This is a genomic window from Nocardioides terrigena (assembly GCF_003047265.1).
GTDB lineage: Bacteria > Actinomycetota > Actinomycetes > Propionibacteriales > Nocardioidaceae > Nocardioides > Nocardioides terrigena.
The window spans coordinates 303,030-323,510 of sequence record NZ_PZYY01000004.1 but is presented as its reverse complement, the minus strand read 5'-3'; the positions used below and the strand labels follow the sequence as shown (position 1 = coordinate 323,510).

Here is a 20,481-nt window from a genome sequence, read left to right as displayed (position 1 = left end):
GGTCCGATGCTCGCCTCAGCTGAGCAGGCGGCGGGGCATCAGCAGGTAGCGGAAGCCGTTGTCGGCGCTGCCGTCGGTGCTCGAGATGACCACCGGCTTGGTGGCCTGGGTGAACGAGAGGTCGATGAACTCCCCGTCGAGCGCGGTGAGGCCGTCGAGCAGGAACTGCGGGTTGAAGCCCGTCGTCAGGTCCTCGCCGGTGATCTCCGCGTCGATCGCCTCGGTCGCCATGGCCTCGTCGCCGCTGCCGGCGTCGAGCACGAGCTGGTTGTCGCCGAACTTCAGCTGCACCGCGGTGTTGCGCTCGGCCACCAGGGCCACGCGCTTGACGGTGTCGATGAGCTCCTGCTTGTTGACCTTGGCGACGGTCAGGTGCTCGCTGGGGAACAGCGCCCGGACCTTGGGGAACTCGCCGTCGAGCAGGCGGGTGGTGGTGCGTCGTACGCCGCCGAGGCCGGAGCCCTGGAAGCCGATGAGGCCCTCGCCGGTGCCGCCCGTGCTGAGGGCGATGGTCACCTCGGCGCCCGACGTCATCGACTTGGCGGTGTCGCCGAGCACCTTGGCGGGCACGAGGGCCGCGACCGAGGCGTCGGGGGTCTGGGGGTTCCAGGTCAGCTCACGGTGCGAGAGCCGGAAGCGGTCGGTGGCCAGCAGCGACATGGTCGGGCCGTCGATCTCGATGCGTACGCCGGTCAGCACGGGCAGCATGTCGTCGCGACCGGCCGCGGTGACGGCCTGCGCCACCGCGTGGGCGAAGTCGTTGCTGGAGACGGTGCCGGTGGCGGCGGGCATGTCCGGGAGCTTGGGGTAGTCCTCGACCGGCATGGTCTGGAGGCTGAAGCGGGCGGAGCCGCAGGTCAGCTGGACCTTGGGACCCTCGAGGACCACGTCGACCGGCTTGTTGGGGAGGCTGCGGCAGATGTCGGCGAGCAGCCGGCCGCTGACCAGGGCGCTGCCGTCGTCGCTGACCTGGGCCGTGAGGTCGGCCCGGGCGGACGTCTCGTAGTCGAACGTCGAGAGCACCAGGCCCTCGTTGCTGGCCTCGATGAGGAGGCCGGCGAGCACCGGGGCGCTGGGACGGACCGGGAGGCTTCGGGCCGCCCAGGCAACGGCATCGGCGAAGACGTCGCGTTCGACGCGGAACTTCACTGCGGGCTCCTCGGTGCTGTGGAAGGCGTGCTGCGGTGGAGGCGGGACAACGATCCACGAGCAGGATCGGGGCAGGGTGGAGTTACACGAACCTGTCCGTGGGAGGTGAATCCTGCCATGCCGATCCTCGTCGTGGGGTGGTGCAGGTCAGGTTGTCCCCAGGCAGGGGGCCGGATGACGTTGGACTGGTGATCGATCCGTGTAGAGGTTCGTGGGAGTCATAGCGTCGGTGGAAACTGTGGACAACTCGCGTTGTCGCAGGTCGTCGCGCTCGATCTCTGTGCACAGGGGGTGTGCACGAGCCTGTCGACCCCCGGACCGGGGTGTGCACGACGAGGTGTCCGTGGACGGCGGTGCGTGTGATTCCCACAGGGGGTGTGCACGACTGGCCGACTGGAACCACACGTCCTCCACAGCTCTCCGGGTGTGCTTCGACGTGTGGTTCGAGTGCGACTCGGCGGGTGATCCGTGGTGCGCGCGGTGGTCGGGTGCCGGGTCAGGACTGGCGGGCCTGCATCTTGACGCGGTTGGTGAGCTCGCTGACCTGGTTGAAGACCGCGCGGCGCTCGGCGAGCAGCTGGCGGATCTTGCGGTCGGCGTACATCACGGTCGTGTGGTCGCGGTTGCCGAACTCGGCGCCGATCTTGGGCAGCGAGAGGTCGGTGAGCTCCCGACAGAGGTACATGCCGATCTGGCGGGCCATCACCAGGTGGCGTCCGCGGCTCGGGCCGGTGAGGTCCTCGATCGAGACGCCGAAGTAGGCGGCCGTCTGGGCGATGATCAGGCCGGGGGTGATCTCCGGCTCGCCACCCTCGGGGATCAGGTCCTTGAGCACGATCTCGGCCAGGGTCATGTCGACCTCCTGGCGGTTGAGGTTGGCGAACGCCGTCACCCGGATCAGGGCGCCCTCGAGCTCGCGGATGTTGGTCTGGATCTTGCTGGCAATGAACTCGAGCACGTCCGGCGGTGCCGTGAGCCGGTCCATCGCGGCCTTCTTGCGCAGGATCGCGATGCGGGTCTCGAGGTCGGGGGGCTGGACATCGGTGATGAGCCCCCACTCGAACCGGTTGCGCAGCCGGTCCTCCAGCGCCTCGAGGCGCTTGGGGGCGCGGTCGGAGGTGAGCACGATCTGCTTGTTGGCGTTGTGGAGGGTGTTGAACGTGTGGAAGAACTCCTCCTGGGTCTGCGTCTTGCCCTCGAGGAACTGGATGTCGTCGATCAGCAGCACGTCCACGTCGCGGTAGCGCCGCTTGAAGCGGTCCTGCCGGTCGTCGCGGATCGCGTTGATGAACTCGTTGGTGAACTCCTCGCTGGAGACGTAGCGCACCTTGGCCCCGGTGTAGAGGCTGCGCACGTAGTGACCAATCGCGTGCAGGAGGTGCGTCTTGCCCAGGCCGGACTCCCCGTAGACGAGGAGCGGGTTGTAGGCCTTGCCCGGCGCCTCCGCGACGGCGACCGCGGCGGCGTGGGGGAACCGGTTGGACGAGCCGATGACGAAGGTCTCGAACGTGTACTTGGGGTTGAGGCGCGTCTCGAGCGCGGAGCCGGCGCGCCGCTCGGCCGCCTGCTCGTCCGCGGCCGTCGGGGCGGGGATCGCTCCGAGCGGTGTCGACATGTCGTCATGTGTCTTTGTCGACATGTCGATGCCTTGCTGGTCGGAGACCTCGGGCAGGGGGGTCGTGCTGCCGTCGTCCAGTGCGGGGTTGACCGTCACGGCGAGCCGGATCTCACGACCGAGCGCGTCGCTCAGGGAGTCCTCGAGCTGACCCCGGAGCCGGCCCTCGAGCTGGTTGCGGGTGAAGTCGTTGGGCACGGCGATGATCGCGGTGCTCTCGTGCAGCGTGACGGGCTCGCTGGCTCGCAACCAGGCGCGCTGGTTGGGCTGGAGGTCACGGACGATCGAGCGCCAGACCGTTCCGAGGTCGGTCTCCGGGTCTTCCACGACTGCCTCCACGCCTCGCTGGTCTCGACCCGGCCGCGGTGTGCGGACCTCGGGTGCTCCACAGAGTTTTCCACAGTCTGTGAACCATCGGTCAGCGAACGCCGTCGTCGGCGTCAGAGCGCCGTACCGCGGGGGAAGTGCGGTGGTGCGGGCCATCTCGTCGCACCGGATCGCCCGCAACCTAACAAGGTCGCGACACTCGCGGCAAGAAGTCATCCACAGGCGTGGGACTCGTGTCATCATCGCTAGTTTGACCCTGTCTTCGCCTCCCGCGTACCGTTGGCCGGTCGCCTCTGGGCGATGCACGACCTTCCCCTGTCACCACTTCGTGTCGACGGGTGCCGCATGTCCACGACTTCACGCCCACCGGGGCGTGCGCGTGGGTGGGCGGTGCCGGCCGAAGCGCCGTTCCCCGCACCGGTGCCCTGCACCGGGTCGGAGCACCGATCCACCGGCTGTGGAGTGGACACCTTCAGAAAACGCATCGGAGACAACTCGTGAGCAAGCGTACGTACCAGCCGAACAACCGCCGCCGTCACAAGGTGCACGGTTTCCGCCTGCGCATGCGCACGCGCGCCGGCCGGTCGATCCTGTCCTCGCGCCGCCGCAAGGGCCGCAAGGACCTGGCCGTCTGAGCGACGCCTCGGCGTCCGCTCAGGGCCACGGCCGTGCTGCCGGCGCACCACCGGCTCGTCGACAGTGACGCGTTCCGCGTCACGGTCCGCTCCGGCCACCGCTCCGGCGCCCAGACCCTCGTGGTCCACCTGGACCGGAGCGAGCCGGACGCACCGGTCCGCGCGGGCTTCGTGGTGAGCAAGGCCGTGGGCAACGCCGTGGTCCGCAACCGTGTGAAGCGTCGGCTCCGACACCTGACCCGGGAGCACCTGCCATCGCTGCAGGGGCTCTCGGGTTCTGCCGTCCTCGTGGTCCGGGCCCTCCCGGCCAGCGCCACGGCGTCGTACGCGGAACTCGGGGCCGACCTGGACCGTTGCCTGTCGAGGGTGATGTCGTGACCGGGGTGCATGCGTGAGACTGCTGCTGATCGGACTGCTCCGCGCCTACCGTGCGGTCATCAGCCCGCTCTACGGCCAGGTCTGCCGCTACCACCCCTCGTGCTCGGCGTACGCGCTCGAGGCAGTCACCCAGCACGGCTCGATCCGCGGCAGCTGGCTCTCCGTACGACGACTCGCCCGGTGCCACCCATGGGCCGCCGGCGGCTACGACCCCGTTCCACCCCGTGCCGCACCAGCCGGCCCGGATCCCACCTCCACCCGAGGAGCATGAGTGATCGACTTCTTCCAGGCCGTGGGCGGCTTCATCATGGCGCCGCTGTACTACGTCATCTCCGCGGTGCTCCTGGGCTTCCACAACGTCTTCGGCGACATCTTCGGTCCGGCCTCGGGCGTGGCGTGGGTGCTGTCCATCATCGGCCTGACCCTGGTGGTGCGGATCGCCCTGATCCCGCTCTTCGTGAAGCAGATCAAGTCCAGCCGCAACATGCAGCTGATCCAGCCCAAGGTCAAGGAGCTGCAGAAGAAGTACGGCCACGACCGGGAGCGTCTCGCGCAGGAGACGATGAAGCTCTACAAGGACTCGGGCACCAACCCGTTCGCCTCGTGCCTGCCGATCCTGCTGCAGATGCCGATCTTCCTGGCGCTGTTCCGGCTCATCGACCAGGCGGCGAAGGACCCCGCGGTCGAGCGTGGCCTGATGACCGAGGAGCTCAACAACCAGTTCCGTGACGCGGTCTTCCTCGGGGCCAAGATCTCCGACACCTTCCTGAGCACGGACGACTGGAGCGTGCGGCTGCTGGCCGCCGTCCTGGTGCTCGCCATGACGGCCACGACCTTCCTCACCCAGCGCCAGCTGATGAGCAAGAACATGCCGGCCGACGCGCTCACGGGTCCCTACGCCCAGCAGCAGAAGCTTCTGCTCTACGTCCTCCCCGTCGTCTTCGCGGTCGGCGGCATCGCGTTCCCGATCGGCGTGCTCTTCTACTGGACCACCTCCAACCTGTGGACGATGGGCCAGCAGTTCTACGTGATCCGCAGGAATCCCGCTCCGGGCACGCCGGCGTTCGCCGCCAAGGAGGAGCGCGACAAGGCCAAGGCGCAGCGCAAGGGCCTGGTGCCCGAGGCGCAGGCGACGCAGGACGAGCTCGGCGCCACGACCGCGGTGGAGGAGCCCCCGGCGGCCCCCCGCGTCCAGCCCAAGCGCCAGACCAAGGCGCAGCGGCAGGCCAAGAAGAAGCCCAAGGGTTCCTGACCCTTCCCCAGTTGTCCGCGGGGAGACCCGCTGCCCATCGATGATCCAGGAGTGACCCACGTGAGCGATCCGACCGAGACCCTGCAGGACACCGACAGCACCGATACCTCGACGGAGGACGTCGCCGGGGGCTCCTCCGACGGCGCCTCCGAGGACACCGGCTCCGAGGAAGGACGCCTCTCCAAGGTGGAGCGCCTCGAGCAGGAGGGCGACATCGCCGCCGACTACCTCGAGGAGCTGCTCGACATCGCCGACCTCGACGGGGACCTCGACATGGACGTCGAGGGCGACCGCGCTGCGGTCTCCATCGTCGGTGCCGACCTCTCCCAGCTGGTCGGGCGCAACGGCGAGGTGCTGGACGCCCTCCAGGAGCTGACCCGCCTCGCGGTCTACCGCGAGACCGGTGAGCGTTCCCGCCTGATGCTCGACATCTCGGGGCACCGCGCCGACCAGCGGGCCCGCCTCGTGGAGCTCGCCGCCGAGAAGATCGCGGTGGTGAAGGAGACGGGCGAGCAGCTCTCCCTGTCGCCGATGACGTCGTTCGAGCGCAAGGTCGTCCACGACGCCGTGGCCGCCGCCGGCCTCACCTCCGAGTCCGAGGGCGCCGAGCCCAAGCGCTACGTCGTCATCCTGCCCGCCTGATCGGTCTCCCCGTCAGGTCCGTGTTTCACGTGAAACGAGCCCCGTGACCGAACAGCACGACCGCGCACCCTCCCCGCCCGACGAGGCCGGGAGGGTGTTCGCGTCTGACCGTCTGCCCCTGGCGGTGGCGTACGCCGACCTGCTGGCGACCGAGGGCGTGGTCCGAGGTCTGATCGGCCCTCGGGAAGCCCCCCGCCTGTGGGACCGCCACCTGCTGAACTGTGCGGTCCTCGGTGAAGCGGTGCCGCAGGATGCCACGGTCTGCGACATCGGGTCGGGCGCGGGACTGCCGGGCCTGGTGCTCGCGATCGCGCGTCCCGACCTCCGGGTGACCTTGGTGGAGCCACTGCTGCGGCGCACGACGTTCCTCGAGGAGGTCGTGTCGGCACTGTCGCTCCCCCACGTGGAGGTGGTGCGCGGTCGGGCCGACGCCCTGCACGGAATGCGCACGTTCGACGTGGTCACCTCGCGTGCCGTGGCACCCCTCGAGCGCTTGCTTCAGTGGTCCATGCCGCTCGTCTCCCCCGACGGCGCCCTGGTGGCGATGAAGGGGTCGAACGTCGCGGAGGAGATCGACTCCGCACGCCCGGTGCTCCAGGAGTGGCGCTGCGCGGAGCCGGAGGTGTTGACGCTCGGCGAGGGGGTCCTTGTCCACAGCACGCACGCGCTGAGAGTGGCCTGGTCCGACCCTGCGCGGGTAGGTTGGCCGCTTGCTTCGACGAAGCGCAGCTCACGCCGCCGTCGCTCCCGCTGACCAGCACTGGCCCGGCGCGGTCCGCGACGCACCTGTGCGTGCGTGGTTCCCCACGTTCCTGTGCACCATGCCTGTTCCCTGCACCATGCCCGTTCCTGTACCAAGCCCGTTCCTAGCACCATGTCCGTCCTGAACACGCGTCCCGCGTGAGACAGCGAAAGGCCTCGCCCGTGTCTGAGGACCACCCGACGCCCGCGTCCCTCCCCCGGGATGACTGGGACGACCGGCACAGCGTGTCCGGCGACACCACAGAGTTTTCCACCGGTGTTGACCGCCCTGCTGAGCGTGAATATCCACAGACCCACGCAGTTCATCCACAGGATGAGGCCGGGGCGGTTTCACGTGAAACCGCGCGATCGCAGTCCGTTTCACGTGAAACACCGGCCCGGCCGTTCCAGGTGCGGACCGCCGCGGAGGTGGCCGAGGGCACCACGGGATTCCACGACGAGACCACCCCACTGGCGCGAGCGGCGGAGCACTCCGTGCTCGCGCGCACCGGAGGTCTGCACCGGGGACGCGAGGTCCCGCGTCCGGAGGAGACCCGCGTCTTTGTGGTGGCCAACCAGAAGGGTGGGGTCGGCAAGACGACGTCCACGGTCAACGTGGCCGCCGCACTGGCCCAGCTCGGTCAGCGCGTCCTCGTCATCGACCTGGACCCCCAGGGCAACGCATCGACCGCACTCAGCATCGATCACCACCGGGGCGTGCCCTCGACGTACGACATGCTGGTGGAGGGCGAGCCACTCGCCGACGTGATGACGCCGAGCGAGGACCTGCCCGGCCTGTGGGTGGTGCCCGCCACCATCGACCTGGCCGGCGCCGAGATCGAGCTCGTGAGCGTGGTCGCCCGCGAGAGCCGCCTGCAGAAGGCGCTCGCCGCGCACCCGTGGATCGGAACGGCCGCGGAGGCGGGCGAGGAGCGTTTCGACTACGTGCTGGTGGACTGTCCCCCGTCCCTCGGCCTCCTCACGCTGAACGCGTTGGTCGCCGGCCGCGAGATGTTCATCCCCATCCAGGCCGAGTACTACGCACTGGAGGGCCTGGGCCAGCTCCTCGAGACCGTGGAGATGGTGCGCAAGCACCTCAACCCCGCGCTCGTCGTCTCCACGATCCTCCTGACGATGTACGACGCTCGCACCCGGCTGGCGGCCGGCGTGGCGAGCGAGGTGCGGGAGCACTTCGGCAATGAGGTCCTCAAGACCGCGGTGCCGCGGTCGGTCCGCGTGTCGGAGGCGCCGTCGTACGGGCAGACCGTGATGACCTACGATCCGGCGTCGGCGGGTGCACTCAGCTATCTGGAGGCGGCCCGCGAGATCGCCACCAAGGGAGCACCACGATGACGTCCACCCCCAAGCCGGTTCGCCGGGGCCTCGGTCGCGGCCTCGGGTCGCTGATCCCCACGGCTCCCCCCGAGTCAGCCCTGGCGGAGGCGCCGGGGGCGCCCACGCACAACGGGTCGCACGTGACGGCGGGCGAGGCGCCCGGCTCAGACCCGGCCACGTCGGACCACTCCACGTCGGACCACACCGCGGCGCCCGTCCCTGCGGCGGGCGGGGAGGTGGCCGGCTCCTGGTTCGCCGAGCTCCCCATCGACCAGGTGCGTCCCAACGCCCGCCAGCCGCGGCAGGTCTTCGAGGAGGAGGCGCTGGGCGAGCTGGTGCACTCGATCCGCGAGGTCGGCCTCCTCCAGCCGGTCGTCGTACGCCGCACGGGCGAGGACTCCTACGAGCTGATCATGGGCGAGCGCCGGTGGCGGGCGTCGCAGGAGGCCGGCCTCACCGCCATCCCCGCCATCGTCCGGCACACCGACGACAACGACATGCTCCGGGACGCCCTCCTGGAGAACCTCCACCGCTCGCAGCTCAACCCCCTCGAGGAAGCGGCCGCCTACGGCCAGCTGCTGGAGGACTTCGGCTGCACCCACGACGAGCTCGCGCAGCGCATCGGCCGCTCGCGCCCCCAGATCAGCAACACCCTGCGGCTCCTCAAGCTCTCGCCCGCGGTGCAGCGCCGGGTGGCGGCCGGTGTGCTGTCCGCCGGGCACGCCCGGGCCCTGCTCAGCGTCGAGGACGCCGACCTCCAGGACCGGTTGGCGGCCCGGGTCACGGCCGAGGGCATCAGCGTGCGTGGTCTGGAGGAGATCGTCTCCCTCGGCCCCGGCCGGACCGGGTCCCCGCGGGCTCAGCGCTCCCGCCCGACGGCGCCTGGTCTGGGTGACCTGGCCGAGCGGCTCTCCGACCGGTTCGAGACCCGGGTGAAGGTCGACCTGGGCAAATCCAAGGGCAAGATCACCGTCGAGTTCGCCTCGCTGGACGACCTGCGGCGGATCGTGGAGGTCATGGACCCCCGCAACCGCACCGACCGCCCCATCTGAGGTCCGCCCGGCGACCGCCGGCGGCGCGCCGGGCGTCGTACGTCCAGTGTCGTTCCTCTGTGCTGGCCGCTGTCCCAGCGCACCTAGTTTGGGACGATCTGGTCGGAAAGGCGGCGGCGGAACCGACCAGATCATCCCAAACTATGCGCTCACGGGCCGCTGACCTGCGACGACAATGTTTGTCGACAAAGCCAGATAGCAACAAGTCGAGGTAGTGACATATCGATGTGTCCCCGTCATCCGGTCGCCGGTAGCGACCGGAGCGCCTGGACGAGCGCGAGGGAACCGGGCATCCCGGTGAGCACGTCGGGGTTGCTGTCGAGGGTGCTCCGGAGCAGCCGGACCAGCGCCGATGCCTCCGCCCGGTCGCAGTCGCGCCCGGAGCTGCGGTCCTGCTGCAGCGTGTCGAGGAACAGCGACCGGGTCTCGGCGTCGACGTCGAGACCCAGGTCCACGGCCACCCGGGACCGCATCTCCTCGTAGGCGCGCAGGGCGGCGGTCCGGTCGCCGATGCCCACGAGCCCGCGCATCAGCTCGCGCAGTGCCGGCTCGGAGAAGGTGTCCCGCCGGGTGGCCTCGGTGGCGAGGCGCACGGCCGTCGCGTGGTCCCCCGAGACGTTGGCCTCCCGGGCGGCCCTCGTGCAGGCCGTCGCCAGGAGCTCGGCGAACGAGGTCCGCGCCTCCTCCGCCCAGCTCGCGTAGGGCTCGTCGGCCAGCAGGTCCCCCGGGATGCGGTCCAGGCCCTCCAGGACCGACGCGGCGTCGCCCTCGAGGAGTCGACGTACGTCGTCGAGGTCCACCCGGACGTGCTCGGGGTCCAGCAGGTATCCCCCGTGGCTGGTGGCGATCGCGCAGTGCCGACCCGCGGGGAGCCGCAGCTTGCGCCGCAGCAGGCAGACGTAGCTCTCCAGCGTGGTGATGCACCCGCCGGGCGGCCGCTGCTCCCACAACCGGTCGGCCAGCGCCTCCTTGGGCACCGGACGGCCGTGCTCCAGCGCCAGGAGCTCGAGCAGCTGGCGCGGCTTGACGCCCCCCAGGTCGGCCGCCCCCAGCCTGACCGCACCGTCCACCGACATCTGGCCCAGCAACGTGACCCCGATCATGAAACCCCTCCGCTCCCCGTCCGGACTTCATCGTCGGGGAGGGAGGGATTGCCGCATCAGCCCCTGCGAGGGGGTTGTCGCATCCCCCCAGCGGCACTGACCCGGACGGACTCGTCTGACCCGATCGGACTCGTGCGCCCCTTCGGTACGGGAGCACATGACGAAGCACCGGAACGGGCCCGTTGCGGGCTCAGGAGAGGACCCACACCCGCCAGAGCACGGCCAGCACCGCGGCACAGGCCATCACGGTGGTCATGATGCCGCGCAGGCGCGGCGGCAGGAGTGCGGCCACGGAGATGACCAGGACCAGCTCGGCGACCAGGCACAGCAGGTCAAGGACCCCGACCGGCTCCACCCGGGAGCCCGGGTAGGTCGGGATCCCGTTACCGACCGCGCCGGGCACGGGCAGGTGCTCCATCTCGTGCGCCGCGTCGTGCGGCGGGACGAAGGGCAGGTCCACGGTGCGCGACGCGACGTACAGGCCCATGATCGCGAGGTGGGCGGAGATGACGCCGACGAGCACCGCGTCCGGCAGGCCTCGCCCGAGCGCAGCCGCCAGCACCAGCTGTGCCACCCCGACACCGAGGAAGAACGCGCTCATCGGGGCGGACACCGCCCAGTGGCCCGGGACGACGACGAGGTGGATGACCCCGGCCATGGCGGCCCCCATGGCTGCCGCGAGGACGAATCCCTCGCCCGGGAGGGGCTCGTCGATCGAGCCGCTCGACGACACGGACGGGATGGTGGTCGCCATGGCGCGTCAGAGGGGGGTCTCGGGCAGGTTGCGGGCCGGGACGGAGAACGGGTCGTCGGCCACGTTGGCACCATCGAGGACGACGAACTGGCCCATCATGTCGTGGTCCTCGTGCACGAGGTTGTGGCAGTGCATCATGTACTTCCCGAAGCCGCCGTCGAACTTGATCAGCAGCCTGATGGTCTCGTTCTCGCCGAGGAACACGACGTCCTTGGCGCCCTGCTCCCAGGGCTGGGCAGGCCTACCGTTGCGGCTGAGGATCTTGAAGTCCACCAGGTGCACGTGGATGGGGTGGTGCCATCCACCCGACGGGTTGCGCAGCTCCCACGTCTCGACGTCGTTCTTGTTGGTGGTCGCCAGGGCCAGGGTGAAGTTGCTCCGGACGACGTCCTCCCACGTCCGGTTGTTGATGACCCACTCGCCGCCGTCACGGCGGAAGACGAACTGGCGGGTGCGCATCGAGTCGGCCGCGGTCAGCGCCATCACCGGCTGGTAGGGCTCGAGCACCGCCGGGACCGTGTTGTTCGCGGGGTCGAACGGGTCACCGGTGACCTCGAAGGCCATCACCTTGTCGACGTTGGCGAAGTTGACGTTGTTCTTGGGCGAGCTGTTGCGCAGCGTGATCCGGGTCCCGGGCGCGTAGCGGGCGAAGTCGATGACCACCTCGTAGCGCTCGGCGGGCGCGTGGCGCAGGCTCGTGACGTTCCTGGGCGCAGCCATCAGGCCGGCGTCCGACGCGATGACGGTCATGGGCCGCCCGTCCGACAGCGACCACCGGTACGACCGGGAGACCGAGGCGTTGAGGATGCGGAAACGGTACTTGCGGCGCTGCACCTTCATCAGGGGCCAGGGCCGCCCGTTGACCGCGATGACGTCGCCGTAGAAGCCGGAGTCCTCGTCGAGGTTGAAGAGCAGCGAGCCGTCGGCGTTGAACATCATGTCGGAGACGATGAGCGGGACGTCGTACTCCCCGTGCGGGATCGGCAGGGCCTGCTCGACAGCGTCGGTCATGATGTACATCCCGGCCAGGCCCATGAAGACGTTCTGGGCCGTGTGGTGGACCCCGTGGTCGTGGTACCAGAGCGTCCGCGCCTGCTGCTTGTTCGGGTAGACGTAGTCCTTCCACTGACCGGGGTTGCAGATGTCGCTGGCGTAGCCGTCGTACTGCGGCAGCGACGCCGAGCCGTGGAGGTGCACCGAGGTCCAGGGGGTGTAGTCGAGGACCGGGTGTCGGCCGGGCAGGTTGTTGACCTGTCGGACAACCGACTGCCTCCCCTTGAGGACCCGGAACGTCGGCCCGGGGACGGACCCGTTGTAGCCCCACACCATGGTCTGCAGGCCGGGGATGATCTCGGTCATGGCCGGCTCCATGGACACCCGGTAGTAGTCGGTGGTGGCGTCGCTGCGGACCGGCCAGATGGCCGGTGGCTTCGCGAACGGGACCGTGAACGGCAGTGGGAGCGCACTCGTGGCGATCCGGTTGGCCAGCGTCGCCGGCCCCCCGATCGCGCGTTCGAGCGGCAGGGCCACCGCCGCACCCCCCAGCAGCGACAGCTTGGCCACGTCTCGTCGTGTCAGGTCCACCACGATCTCCCCTCTCGATCCACCCACGCTAGGAGGGGGCGCTTGGGAAAAGATGGGAGGTCGCCCGGGCGCCCGTCGCTCAGTCGCGCAGTGCGTCGTCGAGCTCGGGCAACCGGGCCGGTACGACGGCGCGCAGCCGGGCGCCGCCGTCCCCGCCGGGGCGTTCGACGAGCTCCAGACTGCCGTGGACGTCGGTGAGGAAGTGCTCCAGCAGCCGCAGCCCGACGTGGCCGTCCTCCCCGTCGTGCTGCACCGGGCCACGGCCGTTGTCGTCGATGGTCACGTCGACGACGGCGTCGCGCCGGGCGACCCGGACCGTCGCCGCCGTCGCGTCCGCGTGCTTGGCGACGTTGTGGAGGCCCTCGCGGACGATGCGGTAGACGAGGGTCCCGGCCGCCTTTCCCACGCCCAGGTCGGGGTCCGTCGACATCTCGACCCCCAGCCCGTGCTCCCGGTGCCGCTGGGCCAGGGCGTGCAGGGCCGCGTCGAGCTCCGCGTCCTCCAGCCCCGACGGGGCGAGGTCGGTGAGCACGCCGCGCAGCACCCGGACGCTGCGGATCAGCACGCCGGTCATCTGCTCGCCCATGGCCCGGGCCGCTGCGGCCGGCTGGTCGTCGGGCAGCGCCTCCAGCACCACGGGGAGGGCATAGCCCATGGCCGACAGGTCCTGGATCACGTCGTCGTGCAGGGACTGGGCGAGGCGCTCGCGCTCGCGCTGCCACGCCCGCAGGGAGCGACGCAGGATCTCGCGACGCCCGGCGTTGGCCCGGTCGATGCGACGCGCCAGGGTGAGCGACAGGGGCACGATGGCGGCGACGAGCAGGAGCAGTGAGCCCAGGGTGAGGGGCAGCAGCTCCCGCATCAGGATCCGCGCGTCGGCCTGGATCTTGCCACGGGGCGTGTAGGCCTCGAAGACGAACGGATTGCCCTCCGCGTCGAGGACCCGGACGTAGACCTCGACCAGGTCGTCGGTGCCGGCGCCCACGTGCTGGAGCGGCTCAGGCCCCCGGTCGACGGCATCGCCCTCCGCGGCCTCGACGGCCGTCAGGGTGACGGGCAGGCCGTCGTCGTGGTCGACCTCCTCGGGGGTGTCCCCCCAGAGGGGTGTGCCGTCGACGTCCCAGACGACCATGTGGGACACGGTGCCGTCACGCATCCGGTTGCTCAGGGCGTCGTCCAGGGCGCGCATCGCCTCCGGGTCGCCGTCCCGGACGTCGCTGTTCACGAGCGGGGCGGCGATCCCCCGCGCGATGCCGATCGTCCGGTTGCGGGCGTCACGCACGGCCTCGTCCCGGGCGATGTGGAGGCTCATGTAGACCGTCACCGACGCGACGAGGACAAGGGCGACGAAGGTGAGGACGGCGAAGCGGGTGATCGCCACCTGGACGACGGACCGGTCCACGCGCTCGCGTCGGCGGCCTGTGGACCTCACGGGTCCGTCACGAGTCCCCGTCTCCGAGCGTTGGCAACGGCCTCGAGCTGGGTGTGGGCGTCCAGCTTGCACAGGAGTGACTTGATGTAGCCCCGGCAGGTGTTCTTGGAGATCCCCAGCTGGTCGGCGATGTCCTGGGCGCGGAGCCCGAGCGCCAGCATGGCGAGGACGTCGTGCTCCCGAGCACTGAGCGGGTCGACCTGGGCCGGCGCGGCCTCGTGGAGCATCCCGGGGTGCACCAGCAGTGCTCCGGGTCCGATGGTCTGGAGGGCGTGGAGCAGGTCGGGCAGGGAGCCGTCCTTAGGCAGCAGGGCGCGTGCCCCGGCCGCGGCCGCGCGGTGCAGGAGGTCGGCGTCGGCGTGGCCGGTGAGCAGGACGACATGGACGTCGGGGAAGCGGGCGGTGACGGCGGCGGTCGCCTGGATCCCGTCGAACTGGGAACCGGGGAACTCGTAGTCCATGACCACCAGGTCCGGATGGTGCTCGCCGATGACCTCGAGGCCGTCCTCGGGGGTGTACGCGACGCCGACGCAGGACAGGGACCGGGCGCTGCCCAGCGCGAACTGCAGGAGCTGCACGAAGGTGCGGTGGTCGTCCACCAGGACGACGCGGCGCGGGCGGGTCGGGGCGACCTGGTCCTCGAGCGTCTCGGGCGCGAGAGGCGACGGCTGCATGTAGATCGTCATCAGGACCCTTCCCCAGGACCGACAGGTGTCCAGAAGGTTAGGAGTCAGGTGCGTCATCAGGTGCTCCCGAGGATCGGATTTCCCCAGCAGAGGGGACGGGGGGACAAAGAGGGCACCGGAGGCAAGGGGGTCGGGTCCCTCGCCTCCGGTGCCCTGGTCTTGACCGGCGCCTACCTTCCTGCGACCAGGTTGGACCTGAGCGACTGCTGGCTGTTGCCGATCGCGTTGATGGCCTGGACGGTGAACCGGTAGTTTCCGGCCACCGGCAGCGTCATCAGCAGGGTGCGTGCGGCCGCCGGCTGTACCGCTGAGGTCGTCGTGGCAAGCACGGCCCCTGCAGCACTCATCCGCAGTGCCCTGATCCGGTAGCCCGTGATCGGCGAGCCGCCGGTGTTCGTCGCCTCCGGCCAGTTCGCCGTGGCATTGATTGCCCCACCGGCCGCCGCTCCCTGGACGGCGATGCCGATCGCCGGCCTTCCGGGCACCGTCGCCGGCGCCGTGGCTGCTGTCGTGAAGGACCACGTGACCGGTGCGAGCTGTGCGCCCGCTGAATCGGTGATCCCGGTCAGCAGCCGTGCGGTGTAGACCGTGTTGGCCGCCAGGTTGGCGGTCGGGTTCAGCGTGGCCGTGGTCGCTGTCGAGCTGACAGCGCCCGCGACGAGGGCACCGGTGGTTGCGGTGCCTTGACGCAACGTGAAGGTTGCGCCGCTGATCCCGGAGACGGCCTCGCTGAAGGTCGCCGTGATGTTGTTGCCGACCGCGACGCCGGTGGCGTTGACCGCCGGTGTCCGGGCCGTCACGGTGGGCGCCGCGTTGGCCGCCCCCGCTGTCGTGAAGGACCACGTGACCGGTGCCCCCGCCAGCGCCAGGCCCGTCGTGTCGGTGATCCCGGCGAAGAGCCGCGCTGTGTACACCGTGTTGGCTGCCAGGTTGGCGTTCGGGTTCAACGTCGCGGTCTGGGTGGCCGCGTTGTAGGTGACCGCCCTGCCGACGAGGGCACCAGTGGCGGTGGTGCCTTGACGCAGGGTGAACCTCGCTCCGGTGACCCCGACGACAGGCTCACTGAAGGTCGCCGTGACGTTGTCACCGACCGCGACGCCGGTGGCGTTGATGGCCGGAGTCCGGGCCGTCACCGTGGGTGCCACGTTGCCGGCGGCTGTCGTGAAGGACCACGTGACCGGTGCGAGCGGGGCGCCCGCGGAGTCGGTGATCCCGGTCAGCAGTCGCGCGGTGTAGACCGTGCCGGCCGCCAGGTTGGCGGTCGGGTTCAGCGTGGCCGTGGTCGCTGTCGACGTGACAGCGCTCGCAACCAGGGCACCGGTGGTGTCGGTGCCTTGACGCAACGTGAAGGTTGCGCCGCTGATCCCGGCGACGGCCTCACTGAAGGTCGCCGTGATGTTGCCGCCGACCGCGACACCGGTGGCTCCGGTGAGCGGGGAGGTCGCCGTCACCGTCGGTGCGGCGTTGGCGGACGGCGTCACCGCGGCTGACGGAGCCGAGGCCGGACCGGCGCCCACGGCGTTCACCGCGATCACCTGGAAGGTGACCGGTGTGCCGTTGGTCAGCCCGGTGACGACGGTGCTGGTCGCGGTGGGGGCGATGCCCGTCACCGTGTTCTGCACCACGCCTCCGACCAGGACCTGGACCCGGAACTCGGTGATGGGCGAGCCGCCGTTGTCCGCAGGAGCGGTGAAGCTGACGGTGGCCTGGGTGTCGCCGGCCACGGCCGTGACGCCCGTGACCGCACCCGGGGCGGTGGCCACCGGGTCACCGGCGAACTGCATGGCCTCGATGCCCCGGAGGGTGTCGGTGCCGTCCAGCCCGGTGCCGCCGGTGTGGGCCACCGTGGTGGTCCCGTCGGCGTTCTCGGTGATGGTGTACTCGGTCTGCGCCCCCGAGAAGAGCGCCGTGTCGGTACCCGCGCCTGCCGGCGTCGTCTCGACTGTCCGCACGATCCGGAGGGATCCCGGGTCGATGCGACCGGCGAAGACGTCGGCCTGCAGAGCCGCCAGGTTGTCGACCAGGATCGTGTCGGCCGTGTCGGCGGTCGCCACGTTGGGAGCCTCGACCTGGACGTTGAGCCACTTGTCGCCATCGATGACGTCGTCACCGCCACGACCTTCGATCAGGTCCGACCCGGCGCCACCCAGGATGATGTTGCCACCCTGGAAGGACGTCACGCCGGTCCCGAGCACGGCCTGGAGCCCGGCGATACGGGCGATGCCCGCCGCGTTGAGCTCGTGGTCGGTGCCGAGGTCGGCCGCGGCCCGGTCGTCACCACGCAGGGTGTCGTCGAAGGTCCACCCCGACAACGCCTCCACGAGGTCGAACCGGTCCTTGTTGGTCTCCACCGACGGCGGCAGGGCCCCGATGATCTCCATGTCGGAGTCACCCGCGAACGGGTCGCTCTTGTGGGTCGCCCAGTCGAAGCCGAGCATGCCCTCCGAGCGCTGGATCCCGTTGCCGAGCAGCATGATGTCGTCGCCGCCCTCGCTGTCGTAGTCGGTCTCGCCGCCGTAGCCCATCAGGACGTCGTGTCCGGGCTCGTTGGGATCGTCCTGGAACGGGGCGCCGTTGTCGCCCTGCAGCAGGTTGAACGGGCCACGACCACCTTCCATCCAGTCGTCACCGTCGTCGCCGAAGACCGTGTCCTCGCCGTCGCCGGCCATGACGTAGTCGTCACCGGGACCGGCGAACGTCTCGGTCATGTCGTTGCCACCGACGATGAAGTCATTGCCACGACCGCCCTGGTTGAGGTCGGCTCCGAAGCCCTGGCCCGAGGACAGTGCGTCGTCGCCGTCGCCGCCCTTGAGGGTGTCGTCCCCGGCCAGGTCGTTGAGGATGTCGTCGCCGAGCCCACCGATCAGGTTGTCGACGCCGTCACCCCCCTGCATCCAGTCGTTTCCACCGTTGCCGCGGATGGTGTCGTCACCCTCGCTCGACCAGACCCGGTCGTTTGCCCTCGGGTCGGAACAGAGCACCATGGGCGCCTCGACCGGCGCCTCACCGCAGTCCACGCCGTTGAAGACCACGTGCGCGGGTCCGGCGTACCGGAGCGTGCCGTTGGCCATCCGGGTGAGCTCCGTGCCCTCGTTCCAGTCCTCGGTGAGGACGTCGTCGGGGACGGGACCCGTCGTGCCGAGGTTGGCGACCTCGAAGACGAAGTCCGGCCGGGAGAACACGTCCGCCGGCAGTGCGGTGACGTCCGTGTTGCGCATGATCAGCTCGGCGAACGAGTTGCCCTCGAGCTGGGTCAGCAGGTTGAGGCCGGCGGTGCGGGACAGGTAGTAGAACCGGTCGCCGTCCTGGAGGTCCTCCATCTGCTTCTCGAACACGTAGTTGAACGTCGGGCCGAGGAGGCCGCCGAAGACCATCGGCTTCTCCGCGAGTCCACCCATCCACAGGTCGATGTCCTCGAGACCGGTGGACTGGGTCGCCCAGGTGCCGGTGCTGTTGAGGAAGTCGACGGCATCGGTCGGCACCGGGGCGGTCGGGTCGTCGGCAGTGGCTGCCTGCCCGTCCGGGCCGTTCGCTCCGTGGACGATTGCGTTGGCCACGTCGCGGCGGGCCGCGTTGGTGCCGGTGATGTCCGGGTGCCGGCCGTAGGCCGCGATGAAGTTGACGAACGATTCACGCCGCCTGAGACCGAACATGAAGTCGGCCCAGTTCTCGTACGGCGCGACCGCGCTGTTGTTGGACTCGGCGTAGAACCTGCGCCGTGCCTCGTTGAGCGTCGGGACTCCTTGCTCGCGTGCTCGGGCCATGTTGATGGACGCGAGGTCCAGGGGCAGTCCGAGCAGGCTGTTGCGCAGGGCGCCGGTCACGAACTCGTCGATCTCGTTGCCCACCTGTCGGGCGCTGCCGCGGAAGATGGCTCCCGCGGCCTGATCCGCAGTCAGGGCGTTGGTAGGCCCTCGGAAGGCCGGCGGATTCAGGAACGCCTGGAGCAGCGGCATGCTGGTGTTCGCCCCACTCGCACTGCGGCGGGCCACCGTCTCGTTGAGCATCGAGTGGCCGAACCGGTACACGGCGTGGGCGAACTCGGCACGGATGGACGGGTTGACCGCCGCGTTGTAGCCCGTGCCACCTTCACCGAAGGCGTTGACCATCGGCTGCACCTTGCGCGCGAACTCCTCGAACGCGAGGTGCTGGTACTCCATCTCCGTGACGAACTTGGCGGCCTGGAAGAGCCGGTCGCCGTCCCAGACGCCGGCGGGCGACACCCAGTCGGCGAGGTTCGGGGCGACCTCCGTCGTCGTGATGACGTTCTTGATGTCCTCCACCAGTCGGTTGTGCTCGGAGTGGAAGACGTGGTGGATGGCGGTCAGGCCGATGTTCTCGTTGACGCGGCCGTCACCGGCGACGAAGTGGGCGTTGAGCATCTCGTCGTCGTACGTCGTGCTGTCCGCCAGCGGTCCGGGGCCGTTGACCACGGTGTCCGTGTCCGGGGTCTTGGTGCCGGAGGGCACCGCGTTGTGCGCGATGTCGTCCAGGAACGCGTGCCCGGTGCGCAGGGTGTTGGCAGGGAGCGACACGCCCTGGTTGCCGTTGGCGGCCGGGTCGCCCTCGACGAGGCCGTCGGCGGTGACGATCTGCGGGAAGCCGCCGGGACCCCGGGTGAAGTTGCCGTACGGGTCCGTGGCCAGCAGCGGCACGTTGAGCACATCGGCGTCGGAGAGCTGGATGCCCAGCATCGCCGCGGCCTGTGCCTTGACGGTTCCCCACGTGGCCATGCCTCCACCCGGGCCCTCGAGCAGCCCGCCCGTCTCGACAGGGTCGCCGTCGCCGTTGAGCTCGAAGTGGCGCACGAACACCTGGTGGGACGGGTGCGACGTGTAGGTCTGGTTCTGGTCGACGAACGCGGTGGTGGTGTTGGCCGCCTCCTGGATGTCGTCCTCCGTGCCCATCAGGCCGTCGGGCCCGGGCCGGTTGGTGGCGCGGGTGAGGACCATGAAGTTGGTCGGGCTGCCCGGGACGAACAGCGGGTCATCCGCCTGCAACGGCATGAAGACCGAGCCGCCACCCTTGGTCACCAGGTCGAGACCGTGGTCGAAGAACTGACCGAACAGGGTGAAGACCGAGTTGTACGGCGCCGAGAGCCCGACGTCGGGAGCGACGTTGGGGATCTGGAGCGTGCCCGACTCGACGACCGGGTCCGTTCCGGCGGCCTCGACGGCGGCCGGGTTGTTGGCGCTCTGGTCGACGATCAGGTTGCTGACCCGCCGGGGCTGGGAGTCCTGCACCGTGCCGGACTTCGAGGCGTAGGTCGTGCCGCCCTCGGCCGCCCGGAAGGAGGCCGGTGCGTGCCGCGGGAACTCCGTGTCGGCGGCGCCCCACTTCTCCCGGCCGGCGAAGAGGTTGTTGCAGGTGCCGTCGACGGTGCGCAGGCCCCACGGGAGCTCACGTCCGTTGCCCGTCGCGGGGACCTGGAACTCCCCCGAACCGACGAGCGTCCCGCACGGGTTGGCCGGCGTGCGCGTGGCGGCGTGCTGCTCGGAGATCTTGATCTGGCGCATGATGAAGCGCAGGTCGGAGCGGTTGAGGTTGAACCCCTGGCCGACGGCCGCATTGGCACCTGTCGACATGGTCGCTACGAGGGTTCCCTGGAGCATCCCCATCCCGAGGAGGAGGGCCAGGAACACCGACAACCTGCGTCTTGTCTGTCGCCGTGGCCTGATCCTGGGACCCGACGCTGGATTCGTGCTGCTCTTCTTCTCGATGCTCACGATGTACCCCTCCCTGGGTTGGCCACGGGTCGGTCAACCCGCGGTCAGGTGGGGTCAGCATCGGGCGGGC

General features: G+C 69.9%; 16 protein-coding genes. 8 read left to right on the top strand and 8 right to left on the bottom strand.

All coding sequences use genetic code 11. From position 1 onward, the window contains the following. Positions 1 to 15 precede the first annotated feature (15 nt). The gene (gene dnaN, locus DAE25_RS10770; RefSeq protein WP_056888000.1) at positions 16 to 1,149 is read right to left on the bottom strand and encodes a DNA polymerase III subunit beta; all 1,134 of its coding nucleotides are present in this window, start codon (positions 1,147 to 1,149) and stop codon (positions 16 to 18) included. Positions 1,150 to 1,645: 496 nt separating this feature from the next. Continuing rightward, positions 1,646 to 3,091: a chromosomal replication initiator protein DnaA gene (gene dnaA / locus DAE25_RS10765; protein WP_407669348.1), complete on the bottom strand. Its 1,446-nt coding sequence runs from the start codon at positions 3,089 to 3,091 to the stop codon at positions 1,646 to 1,648. A 497-nt stretch (positions 3,092 to 3,588) separates the two neighbouring features. Here dnaA and rpmH point away from each other — a divergent pair, with 497 nt between their 5' ends. The 8 genes from rpmH to DAE25_RS10725 all read left to right on the top strand — a co-directional run bounded on the left by rpmH (position 3,589) and on the right by DAE25_RS10725 (position 9,126). Further along, positions 3,589 to 3,726, top strand: a complete 138-nt coding sequence (rpmH, locus tag DAE25_RS10760; RefSeq protein WP_056887998.1) for a 50S ribosomal protein L34 — start codon at positions 3,589 to 3,591, stop codon at positions 3,724 to 3,726. Between the two features lie 33 nt (positions 3,727 to 3,759). Further along, on the top strand, positions 3,760 to 4,104 hold the full coding sequence (rnpA, locus tag DAE25_RS10755; protein ID WP_107766195.1) for a ribonuclease P protein component: 345 nt from the start codon (positions 3,760 to 3,762) through the stop codon (positions 4,102 to 4,104). Between the two features lie 13 nt (positions 4,105 to 4,117). Further along, positions 4,118 to 4,375, top strand: a complete 258-nt coding sequence (gene yidD / locus DAE25_RS10750) for a membrane protein insertion efficiency factor YidD (RefSeq protein ID WP_107766194.1) — start codon at positions 4,118 to 4,120, stop codon at positions 4,373 to 4,375. After that, positions 4,376 to 5,356: a membrane protein insertase YidC gene (yidC, locus tag DAE25_RS10745; RefSeq protein ID WP_107766193.1), complete on the top strand. Its 981-nt coding sequence runs from the start codon at positions 4,376 to 4,378 to the stop codon at positions 5,354 to 5,356. A 60-nt stretch (positions 5,357 to 5,416) separates the two neighbouring features. After that, complete coding sequence (locus DAE25_RS10740; RefSeq protein ID WP_407669347.1) at positions 5,417 to 5,998, top strand: Jag family protein; 582 nt, start codon at positions 5,417 to 5,419, stop codon at positions 5,996 to 5,998. Between the two features lie 43 nt (positions 5,999 to 6,041). Next, positions 6,042 to 6,752 carry a 16S rRNA (guanine(527)-N(7))-methyltransferase RsmG gene (rsmG, locus tag DAE25_RS10735; protein ID WP_234410970.1) on the top strand — a complete coding sequence of 237 codons (711 nt, stop codon included), beginning with the start codon at positions 6,042 to 6,044 and terminating at the stop codon, positions 6,750 to 6,752. 398 nt (positions 6,753 to 7,150) lie between these two features. Then, complete coding sequence (locus DAE25_RS10730) at positions 7,151 to 8,092, top strand: ParA family protein (RefSeq protein ID WP_199907534.1); 942 nt, start codon at positions 7,151 to 7,153, stop codon at positions 8,090 to 8,092. Then, positions 8,089 to 9,126 (top strand): ParB/RepB/Spo0J family partition protein, encoded by a 1,038-nt coding sequence (locus tag DAE25_RS10725; protein WP_107766191.1) that lies wholly within the window; start codon positions 8,089 to 8,091, stop codon positions 9,124 to 9,126. The genes DAE25_RS10730 and DAE25_RS10725 overlap by 4 nt, the downstream gene beginning before the upstream one ends. 236 nt (positions 9,127 to 9,362) lie before the next feature. Here the strand turns inward: DAE25_RS10725 and DAE25_RS10720 are convergent, their stop codons facing one another. From DAE25_RS10720 to DAE25_RS10695, 6 genes are all read right to left on the bottom strand, one after another. Then, positions 9,363 to 10,229: an AfsR/SARP family transcriptional regulator gene (locus tag DAE25_RS10720; RefSeq protein WP_107766190.1), complete on the bottom strand. Its 867-nt coding sequence runs from the start codon at positions 10,227 to 10,229 to the stop codon at positions 9,363 to 9,365. A gap of 190 nt (positions 10,230 to 10,419) precedes the next feature. Beyond that, positions 10,420 to 10,983, bottom strand: a complete 564-nt coding sequence (locus tag DAE25_RS10715) for a hypothetical protein (protein ID WP_107766189.1) — start codon at positions 10,981 to 10,983, stop codon at positions 10,420 to 10,422. A gap of 6 nt (positions 10,984 to 10,989) precedes the next feature. After that, complete coding sequence (locus DAE25_RS10710) at positions 10,990 to 12,594, bottom strand: multicopper oxidase family protein (RefSeq protein WP_199907533.1); 1,605 nt, start codon at positions 12,592 to 12,594, stop codon at positions 10,990 to 10,992. A 52-nt stretch (positions 12,595 to 12,646) separates the two neighbouring features. Next, positions 12,647 to 13,969, bottom strand: coding sequence for a sensor histidine kinase (locus DAE25_RS10705; RefSeq protein ID WP_107766187.1), 1,323 nt, complete (start codon positions 13,967 to 13,969; stop codon positions 12,647 to 12,649). Between the two features lie 26 nt (positions 13,970 to 13,995). Continuing rightward, positions 13,996 to 14,685 (bottom strand): response regulator transcription factor, encoded by a 690-nt coding sequence (locus tag DAE25_RS10700; protein WP_159083678.1) that lies wholly within the window; start codon positions 14,683 to 14,685, stop codon positions 13,996 to 13,998. Between the two features lie 170 nt (positions 14,686 to 14,855). Beyond that, the gene (locus DAE25_RS10695; RefSeq protein ID WP_159083677.1) at positions 14,856 to 20,270 is read right to left on the bottom strand and encodes a peroxidase family protein; all 5,415 of its coding nucleotides are present in this window, start codon (positions 20,268 to 20,270) and stop codon (positions 14,856 to 14,858) included. Positions 20,271 to 20,481: the final 211 nt, after the last annotated feature.